Origin of the sequence: Vibrio sp. MMH1-50, from assembly GCF_022347645.1 — a bacterium.
Classification (GTDB): domain Bacteria; phylum Pseudomonadota; class Gammaproteobacteria; order Enterobacterales; family Vibrionaceae; genus Vibrio; species Vibrio harveyi.
The window spans coordinates 93,842-106,336 of the sequence record NZ_JAKRGG010000013.1; the positions used below are offsets into that span (position 1 = coordinate 93,842).

Annotated in this window: 13 protein-coding genes; 3 read left to right on the forward strand and 10 right to left on the reverse strand. The window is 45.3% G+C overall.

Annotated features, from left to right (window positions below; genetic code table 11):
• From ccoN to MHO32_RS12355, 3 genes are all read right to left on the reverse strand, one after another.
• Positions 1-1,410, reverse strand: a complete 1,410-nt coding sequence (ccoN, locus tag MHO32_RS12345) for a cytochrome-c oxidase, cbb3-type subunit I (protein WP_239212303.1) — start codon at positions 1,408-1,410, stop codon at positions 1-3.
• A 15-nt stretch (positions 1,411-1,425) separates the two neighbouring features.
• A complete protein-coding gene (locus MHO32_RS12350; protein ID WP_239212306.1) occupies positions 1,426-1,794 on the reverse strand; it encodes a c-type cytochrome in 369 nt (122 codons plus the stop codon).
• A gap of 468 nt (positions 1,795-2,262) precedes the next feature.
• Positions 2,263-2,433: a hypothetical protein gene (locus MHO32_RS12355; RefSeq protein WP_009696160.1), complete on the reverse strand. Its 171-nt coding sequence runs from the start codon at positions 2,431-2,433 to the stop codon at positions 2,263-2,265.
• Between the two features lie 344 nt (positions 2,434-2,777).
• On the opposite strand from MHO32_RS12355, the gene MHO32_RS12360 reads away from it, so the two are divergent.
• Positions 2,778-3,668: a DMT family transporter gene (locus tag MHO32_RS12360; RefSeq protein ID WP_017188965.1), complete on the forward strand. Its 891-nt coding sequence runs from the start codon at positions 2,778-2,780 to the stop codon at positions 3,666-3,668.
• Between the two features lie 141 nt (positions 3,669-3,809).
• Positions 3,810-4,268: an acyltransferase gene (locus MHO32_RS12365; protein WP_026000198.1), complete on the forward strand. Its 459-nt coding sequence runs from the start codon at positions 3,810-3,812 to the stop codon at positions 4,266-4,268.
• 640 nt (positions 4,269-4,908) lie between these two features.
• Here the strand turns inward: MHO32_RS12365 and MHO32_RS12370 are convergent.
• Both MHO32_RS12370 and MHO32_RS12375 read right to left on the reverse strand, forming a co-directional pair.
• Positions 4,909-5,388 carry a hypothetical protein gene (locus MHO32_RS12370; RefSeq protein ID WP_239212309.1) on the reverse strand — a complete coding sequence of 160 codons (480 nt, stop codon included), beginning with the start codon at positions 5,386-5,388 and terminating at the stop codon, positions 4,909-4,911.
• Positions 5,376-6,203, reverse strand: coding sequence for a winged helix-turn-helix domain-containing protein (locus MHO32_RS12375; RefSeq protein ID WP_239212312.1), 828 nt, complete (start codon positions 6,201-6,203; stop codon positions 5,376-5,378). Before MHO32_RS12375 ends, MHO32_RS12370 begins: the two co-directional genes overlap by 13 nt.
• 303 nt (positions 6,204-6,506) lie before the next feature.
• On the opposite strand from MHO32_RS12375, the gene MHO32_RS12380 reads away from it, so the two are divergent.
• Positions 6,507-7,124, forward strand: coding sequence for a porin family protein (locus tag MHO32_RS12380; protein WP_239212314.1), 618 nt, complete (start codon positions 6,507-6,509; stop codon positions 7,122-7,124).
• A 98-nt stretch (positions 7,125-7,222) separates the two neighbouring features.
• Here MHO32_RS12380 and MHO32_RS12385 read toward each other — a convergent pair whose 3' ends face one another.
• The 5 genes from MHO32_RS12385 to MHO32_RS12405 form a co-directional block, all read right to left on the reverse strand.
• Positions 7,223-8,119, reverse strand: a complete 897-nt coding sequence (locus MHO32_RS12385; RefSeq protein ID WP_239212323.1) for a hydroxymethylglutaryl-CoA lyase — start codon at positions 8,117-8,119, stop codon at positions 7,223-7,225.
• Positions 8,116-8,961 (reverse strand): enoyl-CoA hydratase-related protein, encoded by an 846-nt coding sequence (locus MHO32_RS12390; protein ID WP_239212325.1) that lies wholly within the window; start codon positions 8,959-8,961, stop codon positions 8,116-8,118. The genes MHO32_RS12385 and MHO32_RS12390 overlap by 4 nt, the downstream gene beginning before the upstream one ends.
• A 17-nt stretch (positions 8,962-8,978) precedes the next feature.
• The gene (locus MHO32_RS12395) at positions 8,979-10,583 is read right to left on the reverse strand and encodes a carboxyl transferase domain-containing protein (RefSeq protein WP_239212327.1); all 1,605 of its coding nucleotides are present in this window, start codon (positions 10,581-10,583) and stop codon (positions 8,979-8,981) included.
• A gap of 21 nt (positions 10,584-10,604) precedes the next feature.
• On the reverse strand, positions 10,605-11,774 hold the full coding sequence (locus MHO32_RS12400; protein ID WP_239212328.1) for an isovaleryl-CoA dehydrogenase: 1,170 nt from the start codon (positions 11,772-11,774) through the stop codon (positions 10,605-10,607).
• 104 nt (positions 11,775-11,878) lie between these two features.
• Positions 11,879-12,262 carry a MerR family transcriptional regulator gene (locus MHO32_RS12405; protein ID WP_239212330.1) on the reverse strand — a complete coding sequence of 128 codons (384 nt, stop codon included), beginning with the start codon at positions 12,260-12,262 and terminating at the stop codon, positions 11,879-11,881.
• Positions 12,263-12,495 lie beyond the last annotated feature (233 nt).

The window sequence follows — 12,495 nt, forward strand, 5'->3', positions numbered from 1 at the left end:
TTATGCCTCCTTTGCCACTAGTACGGATGGAGAACGCACGGTCTTATACAAGTTAAACGCCATCAGGAACAAACCAAGTACAAAGAGTGCGCCACCGAAGAAACGTAAGAACAACCATGGCGCTTTAAAGTTCATGGCTTCAATAAAGCTGTAAACCAGTTCGCCATTCTCGTTTTGGGTTAGCCACATGTAGCCTTCGCCAATGCCTGCTACCCAAAGTGCGATAGCGTAGATGGCGACACCAGCATGGGCTAGCCAGAAGTGCCACTTGATCAAACGCTGCGACCAAAGTTCGGTTTTGTTCCACAGACGAGGGATGAAGTAATAGAACACCGCAATGCCGGACATGCCCACCCAACCTAATGCGCCAGAGTGAACGTGCCCGATCACCCATTCGGTGTTATGCGCTAGCATATTGAACCAACGAATCGCCAATAGAGGTCCTTCAAATGTGGCCAAGCAGTAGTAAAGAATTGCCGAGAAGAAGAACAGGCAAATGTAGTCAGATTTGAGCTTCTCTTTGTTTTGAAGCAGCGTCATCGCACTGTTGAAAGCGCCAGCCCAAGATGGGAGCCAAAGGATGAGTGACATGATGATGCCGATGTTTTGCACCCAAATAGGTACCGATGAATAAACCAAATGATGGGTACCTGCCCAAGTGTAAAAACCAACCAAGCCCCAAAAGTGGATCACAGACAAACGGTAAGAGTAGATAGGGCGGTCAGCGGCTTTAGGTATGAAATAATAGTTCATACCAATCACACCGGCAGTCAGCAAAAAGCCCACCGCGTTGTGCCCCCACCACCATTGAACAATAGCGTCTTGGGCTCCGGCAAAGACGGAATAGGATTTCATCAAAGAGACAGGCATGGCAAGATTGTTCACGATGAAGATCATCGCAATAACAATGATAAAGGCGGCGAAGAACCAGTTCGCAACGAAGATATGGTCAACTTTCCGCTTCGCAATCGTGCCAAAAAACAGCACAGCGTAGAGCACCCAGACCAAGACGATCAGTACGTCGATTGGCCACTCTAATTCTGCATACTCCTTAGATGTCGTGTAGCCAGCTGGTAACGTAACGAGTGCTAAGAACAGCACCAATTGCCATCCCCAGAAAACCATCCAAGATAAACTTTGATTGAAGAGATTACAGCGCCCGGTGCGTTGAGCGATGTAAAGAGAAGTACCCATCAAAATGTTGACAACAAAACCGTATATCACGCCGGAAGTATGTAATGGTCTCAGGCGACCGAATTGGAAGTATTGAGAATCAAAGTTGAGCACGGGCCAATATAACTGCGCGGCAAGAATGACACCGATGATCATCCCTGCAATAGCCCACACTAACGATGCCAACACAAAATACTTCACAACTTGAGTGTTGTATTGAGTTGCTGCTTGTTCCATAAGAACGTTCCTCGTTTAAGGCTGCGGCTCGTTACCTAACTGTGAGTAGTAATGGGCGATGTCTTCGATATCTTGATCAGAAAGTGCATCAGCTTGCTGCTGCATTAATACCGCCAGACCACTTGTGCGCTCACGCGCTTTGTAATCCTTCAAAGACGAAATTAGATAGCTCTTTTTCTGACCGCGCAAATTCGGGTAGGCGTCGATAGTAGAAATTCCGTCGGTACCATGACACGTCATACATACTTTCGCCTTTTCCTTACCAACCTCAAATTGAGCATCGGTATTGGTGTCGGATGCGAAGGTGATCGGAGAGAAGCACATAGTGACGACGAGAGCCGTCTTCAGCACTGTGCTTATGCATTGTGTGTTCTTTAATCTCATCACTGATTCCCTAGTAATTTGAATGCGTTTTCACTAACTTGGGCGTTTTACAAACAGGCTCTTCGCTCTTATTCGTGAGGTGAATGAACGGGTTTGTTTTTTATTGTTGTAGGTTAAAGAGTAAGCAGGTACTGGCGATATCGCTATGTACAAGCCGATTTAGTTGTGGTTTTCATTACTAATACGCGCCAACTCGATGGATTGGACAAAATCATTACCAATAAAACTAAAGTGAAAAGAGGTGCTTAGCTTTTGCCTTTTGAAAAATGGTGAGTTTTGTTTGATTTGAGTGGGCTCAGTATTGTTTTAAGAGGTGAAGGAAATTGAAAACCGCCCTGATTTATACCCACTAGACTTTTAGATCGCCGCCGCGTCTACAAACTAAGTTATTCTCGCTGAACCTAGCATCTCGAGGCTACTTGGGTATAAGCAAGAGCGGTTAGAGAATAGGAGATCTTTCAAAACACATTATCGACCGCGGTAGATCATCATGTCGTAGATATGTGTGATGGATATTGGATCGGCTTCGATAGTACTCACGCGAAAAGAGGAGATAAGACTAAACAGAGAGCCGAGCGCAATTGGAGCAATGATAAGCAAGGCGATCAGAATGAAAAAGAGTACGGTTGAATGTCTCATAAAGCACCTCCTGACGTCTGTTTTGTTTCGTTGCTATTGTAACATTTTGCCCCGAATTTAGACTTAGGTTATTCCGTACTGTATTTGAGTTTTTACCTAAAGGATTACTTGTTATTCTGATGGTTTCAAATAACAAAATAATGACAGGGTTTCACAGTAATTTTCTCGATGATGAATTAGTCACAATGTATACTGTGAACGCTTCGCAAACGTTAACACTCCTCAGTCTAAGTACACATTTAGTCCAGCATTTGTGATGTAAATATAACTAGTAATCACACATTAAAATCAATGATATATGAACCCCTTACGAATCCTTCGTAGGGTCTTTTTTGTGAGTAATTATGTTTAACTCAGAACGCAAAGCTGCATTCGTGCTCGTCGCTACTACAATGATCGCGGCATTAGGGTGGATCTTCTCTAAAGAAACCATTCAAGGTCTCCCACCATTCGGATTTATCGGTCTGCGATTCACTATCGCTTCATTGTGTTTGTTGCCTCTGTGTATCAAACCGCTTCGTGCTGCCAATAAGAAAGATATTTTTGCCGCGGCAGGCGTTGGTGTGCTTTTGGGAGGCGCGCTGATGTGTTGGATCTATGCGATTTCAATCAGTGATACGTTAGGTGAGGGCGCATTCATCATGAGCCTATCAATGCTGTTTGTACCCATTGTCGCGTGGATTATGTTTCGTCAAAGACCTCAACGAATTTTTTGGGTGTCACTACCAATCGCGATTCTTGGCTTAGGGTGTTTGTCTTTAGCTGGTGGTTGGCAACAATCTAGCAGTCAACTTTGGTTCTTAGGCGCTGCTTTGATGCTCGCTCTGCACTTCAACGTAAACAGCAAGTATTCGCAAAAATTGCCTGTGTTGTTACTGACGTGCATCCAATTGTTTGTCACGGGTTTGATTGGTTTGTTGATTTCATCTTTGGTGGAAACGGTGCCAACTGAAGTATCGACGTCTATCTGGATTTGGTTTGCGCTGAGTACGCTTTTGGCAACCAGCTTGCGTTATGTGATGCAAACCATGGGACAAAAGTTTGTCCAAGCGGGTAACGCTGCACTGATTATGATCCTTGAACCTGTCTGGACAGTGATCTTGAGTGTGATTTGGTACGGCGAAGTGCTGACCTCCAATAAACTCGTTGGTTGTGCGCTTATCTTATTCTCTTTGGTGATCTACCGAACTGGCGGTAGACTCCGCTTTCCAAAATCTCGTTACCGTCTACAGTAGTGTAAACAACAATACCAGCACTCATTTGTAACATATTTTGTTTTTAGATGGCATGCGCAGAATCGTAAAGAAAACGACCTGAGAAATTTATCAATAAGAATTACGGTCTAGAATTAACTGGTGTTTCAACTGGGTCAGAATATGTTTATACATGAGTTAAGCGATGTTAAGAGCAATGCTATTGGAGAGGATACGAGAGTTTGGCAGTTTTCGATTATATTTGCGAATGCTGTTATAGGCTCCAACTGCAACATATGTGCTCATACTTTAATCGAGAATGATGTCGTTATAGGTGATGACGTAACGATAAAATCAGGTGTTTATGTTTGGGATGGCATCACTATTGAGGATGGGGCGTTTATTGGTCCTTCAGTGGTGTTTAGTAATGATAAATATCCACGTTCAAAAGTATATCCAGAGAAATTTATGAGGACATTGGTTCAACGAGGAGCATCAATAGGAGCCAATGCAACAATTTTACCAGGGATTACAATTGGAGAGCGTTCAATGGTTGGTGCTGGTGCCGTTGTTACAAAAGACGTTCCTTCAAAAGCTATAGTAATGGGAAACCCTGCTAAGGTAGTAGGTTACGTAGCGTAATCGCTATTAAATGTTAGATTTAACGGTGATTGCATGTGGTTGATCACCGCTCTAGATTTATACTGCTTCGGGATGTTTCTTTGATCAGTACGGCGACTCTTGATACCTCATTCTTTTTGATTCCTGTGTAGACCCAACTGTATACCCAAGTAAACTCGAGATGCTAGGTTCAGCGAGAATGACTTGGTTTGTAAACGCGGCGGTGATTTAAAAGTCTAGTGGGTCTAAATCAGGAGTCGCCAACAAAGTATACAAACCAAGACCCTTACTATTTGCAAAGAGTGCCCTTTGGAAGCGTGTCATTGACTCGCTTTTCTATTAAACCAATGGCTAAGTCAAACAACTTGGAAAGAGCTAGCTATTACGCTGCGTTGTTTTCCTTGCTTGTTTTCGGTAAATAGGGAATCAATGACAAAGCTCTGAATCCAGCGCCTTGAAGTCACTTGGTTATATTCATCAGCTGCCATAATTGGGCTGTTTTCACAAGAGGTCAATAGAGAATGTTAGGTATCTCGTTAAGAAGGTCCTTTTGCTTTTTGTGCATGATTGGTCATCGGCTTCCTGCCTTTTGCTAAGTGGCGCATGCCGTTGCACTTTGATATCGGAATCAAAGCTAACTACGAGATTTAACCCCAAGCAATCAAACTTTATGGCAAGGAATGTTCACATCTTCACTTTCGTTGGTGTTGAAGAAGAAAAGACGTTCGTCTTGAATAAAGTAATTTAAATCAGACTCAAAACCGACCAAACTATCTTTATCTCTGATAAACAGGGGGGACTCGGCTGGTGTCAGGTTCCAATCGACACTGTTAAACTTTTGCTGGATTCGCTGTCCATTGACTTCATTTTTCGCTGTGAGCACAAGTTCGTAAGGTTCTTTCAATCCCGACTTATGATTGAGCATGCCTGACTGGTAGTAAATCACACTGGTATTGGAAGGAAAGTAGATGGTCGTATACTCTTCGATGCTTTGATATTGGCGATACGCTGCTGAAGTAAATCCCGCTTTTGTTTCTGAACAACGCCATCGGGTGCCACTAAAATCGTAAGTTTCAAATTGCCAGCAATAAATGGCAAAGGCAGTTGTAATCGCTACAAACACCACCACTAAAATGCGCATATCGCCTCCTTGCTAGAGTATGAGTCGGCAATATATTCGCCCAATTGTTCTCTCTGAACATTAAAGTGGCGATACATATGGTTTTTATTCCCATCAGTTTTTTGCAACCAAATAGTCAAAGCGACCATATTTGCCTCATAGATCGAAGGGAAAAGGCGTATGTACACATCTGCATTACATTGCGATTGGGGTAATTTATTCAGTAGCAGTTTTAAATTGTCGGCCGAAATAAATCCCTGAGTGGCGTCATGTAAATAGATGTTGGTTTGTCCAACGACAAGGTGTTTATAGTTGTCCTTTTTTATATAGCTTGGCTTCTCGAAAAGTGGTTTTAAGTTTAGAAGGGTGAGCAAAGCTACAACGGTTCCAACAACATAAACCACAGCTAGAAGGATAGTACTGGTTTTCTGTCGCATTGGATGGGTGAGGCTTACTTCATCGCTCTGATTATCGCAGAAAGTTTCTGAGCCCGTTTCTTCAATTTGAGGTACTGGTTGCGTGATGGCCTTAATGGATTCGACCTGAATAAAATAACCGACTTTACTGATGGTTTTGATTTCAGCGTTTTGGGCTTTTAAAGAAAGCAGGTTACGACGTAGGCCAGAAACCACGTTGGTTAATGCTTGATCGGTCACGACCAACCCTTCCCAGCAGGTCTTGAAAAGTTCCTCTCGGGATACAGGTTCATTTTTTTGCAGGAGCAGTAAAAGAACCTCATAAGGAAGAGGCCTGAGAACGACTTTATTTCCGTTTTGATTACGTAACGTCCTTGTTGCACATTCTAAAGTTAAGTTCGAAAACTGGATCGATTTCATTGCTAAATTGGCTTTTTAGAAGGCAACTTCTATCTCTTTAGGTGAGATTAAAAAGTTATGGGAACCTAAATCTATTTTGAAAGCGGCACAGTCTACCGAGATTAATTTATAAATCAAGTTGGCAGTTTAAATGAAAATAAATCATTAAAAATCAGGGTTTTGATATTTTTCATGGCTTTTAAGCCCTTACTTTAAGTAAGGGTATAAATATAAATGTGAAAACAATTTGATTTCTGTTTAGTTATTTAAGTGGGGAGATTTTAGAGTGTGCCGACTCAAACAACACGGCAAAGATAATTCAAAATGAAAAAGGTTTTTCTTCTTACTGCACTGGTTTCTAGTTTTGCATCTGCTAACGATATGAGTGGCTTTTATCTTGGTGCGGGCATCGGTAATACCGATTTTGATGACGCAGGCTACATGAATGATGTAAGCCACGCAATCGCTCGAGACTCAGGGGCAAGCGTTCCTCTAACTTCAGATTCGGATGGCTCTGCATACAAGTTGATTGCTGGTTATCAAATCAACCGCATTGTTGCTATTGAAGCACAATACACTAAGTATGCGGATACTGATGTTAAGGTGCAGAATATTTCGGTTTTAAAGCTAAGCCACGATACGTTTACCGTAGCCGCAAATGTAGGTTACACGTTCGACAATGGCTTACGCCCATTTGCAACGCTTGGTTTAGGTTCAATCAGCTACGAAGTAAAAGAAAACTTCACAGGCAACAACTTTAAGAAAAGCGAGAGTGGCGGCACGGTTCGTTTAGGTGTTGGCTTGGAGTATGCGCCGGTAATGCTAGGTGGTCTTGCATTCCGTGCAGGTTATGAAGTTGACCATTACACGCTAGAAACTACATTTAAAGATTACGACCAGTCTGTTGGTTCTTGGTACGTTGGTTCTACTTACAAGTTTTAACGCCTTTTTGTCTAAAACTCATCGTACTTAAAAATGACAAAGCTGCCTTGTTAAGCAAGGCAGCTTTTTTGTTTTACAACGAACTTTTTGTTTTATGATTAACGTTGCTTTAATGCCATCGATACCTTCGAGGTTGGCTGACGGTTTAACTCTTCACTGATCATCCATCCGGCTTTGGCGAGCAACTCCAAATCTACTCCTGTCTCGATTCCTAAGCCTTGGCAAAGGTAGAGCACATCTTCGGTGGCGACGTTGCCCGATGCGCCATGAGCGTAAGGGCAACCACCAAGCCCAGCCACACTACTATCGATGGTATTGATGCCCATCGTTAAGGCTTGGTAGATATTCGCCAACGCTTGTCCCCATGTGTCGTGAAAATGCACCGCAAGCTTGTCGGTTGGGACTTTTACTTGCACAGCTTCTAACATTTTAGCGATGCGTATCGGCGTGCCTGTACCTATGGTGTCTCCAAGTGAAACCTCGTAGCAACCTAATTCCATTAGTAGGTTGGCAACTCTTGCGACTTGCTCGGGCTTGGTTGACCCGTCGTAAGGGCAATCTGCCACGCAAGATAAGTAACCCCGAACGGAAATGTTATGCTTTGCTGCCAATTCCATTACCGGTTCAAAGCGGGTAAGGCTATCTGCAATCGAGCAATTGATGTTGTGTTGGCAAAAGCCCTCCGATGAAGAGGTGAAGATCGCGACTTGTGTGGCGCCGGCTTCTAGTGCCTTTTCAAAGCCTTGCACATTAGGCGTTAGGGCTGAGTAGATGACGTTGTGGCGGCGGGTGATTTTCTTCATCACATCGAGTGAATCCGCCATTTGAGGTACCCATTTAGGCGAGACAAAAGATCCTGCCTCAATATGGGTGAGCCCTGTATCCGAGAGCAGGTCGATTAAGCGGATCTTGGCTAGCGTGGACACTGGTGATTCATTTTGTAATCCGTCTCTCGCACCCACTTCGACAATATTTACCTTGTTTGGCAAATTCATTTCTTGCCCTTAGCTGGCTTGTTTATCCAACCCGGTTCTCGTTTCTCCAGAAAGGCTTGCAAGCCATCTTGTCCTTGCGGCGATACGCGAATGTCGGCGATAAGTTGGCTCGTGTATTGGATAAGCTGACCATCAATCGGATTTTGGTGGCATTGATGGCACAAGGCTTTGGCTTTTCGCATCGCATCTGGGCTATTGAGAAGCAAAGAATCAATCAAGCTTTCTACCACGGCTTCGATTTTATCCAGCTTATGAACTTCATGCACAATGCCAAACTTTTCAGCTTTGGTGGCGTTAATCACTTCGGCACTGAGTATGTAACGGCGAGCTTGACGGTTGCCCATCGCTCGCATGACATAAGGAGAGATGGTTGCTGGAACCAGTCCCAGTTTGACTTCACTCAAGCAGAAGTTCGCATTCTCCGCCGCGATTGCGATATCACAGCAACAGATCAAGCCCAATGCACCACCAAAAGCGGAACCTTGCACAACCGCAATAGTAGGCTGAGGGAAAGCGTCCAGTGTACGCATCAGGCGAGCAAGGTTTTGCGCGTCTTCTAGGTTTTGCTTTCTGGTGCTACTTGCCATGGATTTCATCCAATTTAAATCAGCCCCAGAGGAGAAATGTTTGCCGTTTCCTCGAAGCACTAAGCATCGAACATCGGTGCGCAGAGCAAGGTAGTCCAGCCTGTGGATCAGCAAGTCAATCATGCAGGCATCAAACGCATTGTGCTTCTCTGTGCGATTGAGCGTAAGTGTTGCGACGCCGAATTCATCGACGTTCCAAAGTACTTCATCTTGTCGTTGGGTGTTGGGGATGATACTCGGTTGATGATCCTGCATGTGACGTCCTTTCTTCTCTACATTCTGAATATGCCAAAGTTGCTGTCAGGAATTGGCGCATTGAGCGCGGCTTTTAATGCTTGAGCCAATACTTGACGCGTCTCTTTCGGGTCGATAATGCCGTCATCCCATAAACGTGCGCTGGCGTAGTAGGGATGCCCCTGAGACTCATACAAGTCTACGATAGATTCTCGGAATGCACTTTCTTCGGGCTCTGGCCATTCTTCACCTTGGCGTTTTTTCACTTCTCGACGCACTTGAGTGAGCACGCCTGCGGCTTGTTCTCCGCCCATGACGGAGATTCGTGCGTTTGGCCACATCCACATCATGGTTGGGTCATAAGCACGACCACACATACCGTAATTGCCGGCACCGTAAGAGCCGCCAATAATCACGGTAAACTTAGGCACATCCGCACACGCAACCGCCATCACCAATTTCGCGCCGTGTTTGGCAATGCCTTCCGCCTCGAGCTTTTTGCCCACCATAAACCCAGTGATATTTTGCAAAAACAGTAGGGGAATTTTGCGTTTGACACACAGCTCAATAAAGTGCGCGCCTTTCTGTGAGGACTCAGAAAACAAGATGCCGTTGTTCGCCACAATGCCAATCAGATTGCCGTGGATTCGGGCGAAGCCACATACTAAGCTCTTGCCATAAAGTGCTTTGAATTCATCAAAATCTGAGTCATCCACCACGCGAGCGATGATCTCTCGAACATCAAAAGACAAGCGCAGATTTGCATTGACGATGCCGTACATCTCTTCGGCGTCGTAACGTGGTGGTAAAACTGGTTTGTCGCTTTGAAGTGGGAGTGATTGGTTGGTATTCGAGATGGCTTCGCGTGCCAGTTGCAATGCGTGTTGGTCGTTTTCTGCGTAGTAATCGGCAACGCCAGACTTACGACAATGCACGTCGGCACCGCCTAATTCTTCATCGGTGACGATTTCTCCCGTTGCGGCTTTTACTAACGGTGGTCCTGCCAAGAAGATGGTGCCTTGCTCTTTGACCATGATGGAAACGTCTGCCATCGCAGGTACATAAGCGCCGCCTGCGGTACAAAGCCCCATCACAACCGCGACTTGAGGAATACCTTGCGCTGACATTCTGGCTTGATTGAAGAAGATACGCCCAAAGTGCTCTTTATCAGGAAAGACTTCCGCTTGGTGAGGGAGGTTCGCGCCGCCAGAGTCCACCAAATAGACGCAAGGTAATTGGCAACGTTGAGCGATCTCTTGCGCGCGTAGATGCTTTTTCACGGTGAGCGGGTAGTAGGTGCCGCCTTTGACGGAAGGATCGTTGGCGATCACCATGCATTGAATGCCTTCTACGGTGCCAATGCCGGCGACGACACCTGCGCATGGAATTGATTCTTCGTAGACGTTCCACGCGGCGAATTGTCCGACTTCAAGAAACTCGCTGTCTTCATCTAAAAGGAGCATGACACGCTCACGAACGGGCAGTTTCCCTTTCAGGCGCTGGCGGTCAATGGCTTTTTGCCCGCCACCTTGCTTGATAGCTTTGATATTAGCATTGAGGTTGTTTACCAACTCGGTCATGACCGCTTTATTCGACAAAAATAGCTCGTCGGTTGGCTTGGTTTTACTTTTAATGATTGCCATAGTGACTTCCTTGTCGGTGGGTTATCGAGATTCTTCGAACAACTCTCGTCCAATCAGCATGCGGCGAATTTCAGAAGTGCCAGCACCAATCTCATACAGTTTGGCGTCACGGAGTAAACGCCCGGTCGCGTATTCGTTGATGTAGCCATTGCCGCCTAACAGCTGAATAGCATCGAGCGACATTTGTGTGGCAAGCTCTGCGCTGTAAAGGATCACGCCAGCGGCATCTTTACGCGTGCATTCACCTCGGTCACAGGCGGCTGCGACAGCATAAACATAAGCTTTGGCGGCGTTCATGCGTGAATACATGTCAGCGAGCTTTCCTTGCACGAGTTGGAATTCACCAATGGATTTGCCGAACTGTTTGCGGTCGTGAACATACGGAACCACTTCGTCCATACAGGCTTGCATGATCCCAAGAGGGCCAGCAGCTAATACCACGCGTTCGTAATCCAAACCGCTCATTAACACTTCGACACCACGGTTTAGTTCTCCCAATACATTCTCTTTTGGCACGACACAATCTTGGAACACTAATTCGCAGGTGTTGGAGCCGCGCATACCAAGTTTGTCGAGCTTTTGCGCATGGCTAAAGCCTTCAAAATCCCGCTCAATAATGAAGGCGGTGATGCCGCGAGACCCGCCACTGGGATCGGTTTTTGCGTAAACCACTAAGGTATCGGCATCAGGACCGTTAGTGATCCACATTTTGTTGCCGTTCATCAGAAAGTGGTCGCCTTTGTCTTCAGCACGGAGCTGCATGCTAACCACATCAGAACCTGAGTTCGGCTCACTCATGGCTAGTGCGCCGACGTGAGAACCATCGATGAGTTTAGGCAGGTATTTTTCTCGTTGAGCAGGAGAGCCATTGCGAAAGATTTGGTTAACACAAAGGTTGGAATGCGCACCGTAACTGAGCGCGACAGACGCCGAAGCTCGGCTGATCTCTTCCATCGCAACAACATGAGCAAGATAGCCCATGCCTGCACCGCCAAACTCTTCGTCGACGGTTACGCCAAGCAAGCCCATTTCTCCAAACTGGGACCACAGATGATTGGGGAATTGGTTATCGCGGTCGATGTTTGCTGCGATGGGGGCGATATGCTCGGTGGCGAACGCGTTGACGTGGTCTCGGAGCATATCGATGGTTTCACCAAGCCCAAAGTTGAGTGGGGTGTAGCTGCTTTTCATAACATTTCCCTGTTGAAAGTACTGCGGTTGTTAGTTCGAGTTACACTGCTTGGGCTTGGAAATTATGGTTATTCTTGTTTGTTTTAGTCGTTACAAGTTTTTAGTTATTGGCTGTTAGTTTTGTTGTCGCTTAGCGCTTGTTTGCATCGCTCTTTGGCGGTTTCTAGCTCGTTCATTACAACGCTAATATCATCCAGTTGCTGCTGTAATTGCGCTTGTTTTTCATCAATGATGGTTAGCATTTTAAGGAGCTGACCATCGCTTTGTTGGGTATCGTACAGCTCGAACAATTCCCGAATTTCTGCAAGCGAAAAGCCCAATCGCTTACCACGTAAAATCAGCTTGAGACGGATCTTATCTCTGCGTTGATACACGCGAATGTTGCCTTTTCGTTCCGGCTCTATCAGCCCGACATCCTCATAAAAACGAATACTTCGGGTCGTGATGTCGAACTCTTTGGCGAGGTCACTTATCTTGAATTTATCCACTCGGTTTATCCCTCTAATGAATAGTTTTGGCTTCTTAAAATCCCTTCAAGCCTTGAACTAAACGCGCTAGCTAAAAGCAGGAGAGTAAATTTGTGTTGTTATTAATGTGTTTCTTTACGTTAACGTAAATGTTAGTGCTATGCTTACGTAAACGTCAAGAAATCACAGTGCGAAAATTCATCGTTTTATGAGAGGCTGGAGCGACACCACATTCTGTGTGAAAGCTCCGTGGT

Bases quoted from the DNA above. Each gene is read 5' to 3' on its own strand.
- MHO32_RS12365 (WP_026000198.1), top strand. From the start codon at position 3,810: ATGTTTATACATGAGTTAAGCGATGTTAAGAGCAATGCTATTGGAGAG.
- MHO32_RS12400 (WP_239212328.1), bottom strand. From the start codon at position 11,774: ATGAAAAGCAGCTACACCCCACTCAACTTTGGGCTTGGTGAAACCATC.
- MHO32_RS12380 (WP_239212314.1), top strand. From the start codon at position 6,507: ATGAAAAAGGTTTTTCTTCTTACTGCACTGGTTTCTAGTTTTGCATCT.
- MHO32_RS12385 (WP_239212323.1), bottom strand. From the start codon at position 8,119: ATGAATTTGCCAAACAAGGTAAATATTGTCGAAGTGGGTGCGAGAGAC.
- MHO32_RS12390 (WP_239212325.1), bottom strand. From the start codon at position 8,961: ATGCAGGATCATCAACCGAGTATCATCCCCAACACCCAACGACAAGAT.
- MHO32_RS12375 (WP_239212312.1), bottom strand. From the start codon at position 6,203: ATGAAATCGATCCAGTTTTCGAACTTAACTTTAGAATGTGCAACAAGG.
- MHO32_RS12395 (WP_239212327.1), bottom strand. From the start codon at position 10,583: ATGGCAATCATTAAAAGTAAAACCAAGCCAACCGACGAGCTATTTTTG.
- MHO32_RS12370 (WP_239212309.1), bottom strand. From the start codon at position 5,388: ATGCGCATTTTAGTGGTGGTGTTTGTAGCGATTACAACTGCCTTTGCC.
- MHO32_RS12360 (WP_017188965.1), top strand. From the start codon at position 2,778: ATGTTTAACTCAGAACGCAAAGCTGCATTCGTGCTCGTCGCTACTACA.
- MHO32_RS12350 (WP_239212306.1), bottom strand. From the start codon at position 1,794: ATGAGATTAAAGAACACACAATGCATAAGCACAGTGCTGAAGACGGCT.
- ccoN (WP_239212303.1), bottom strand. From the start codon at position 1,410: ATGGAACAAGCAGCAACTCAATACAACACTCAAGTTGTGAAGTATTTT.
- MHO32_RS12355 (WP_009696160.1), bottom strand. From the start codon at position 2,433: ATGAGACATTCAACCGTACTCTTTTTCATTCTGATCGCCTTGCTTATC.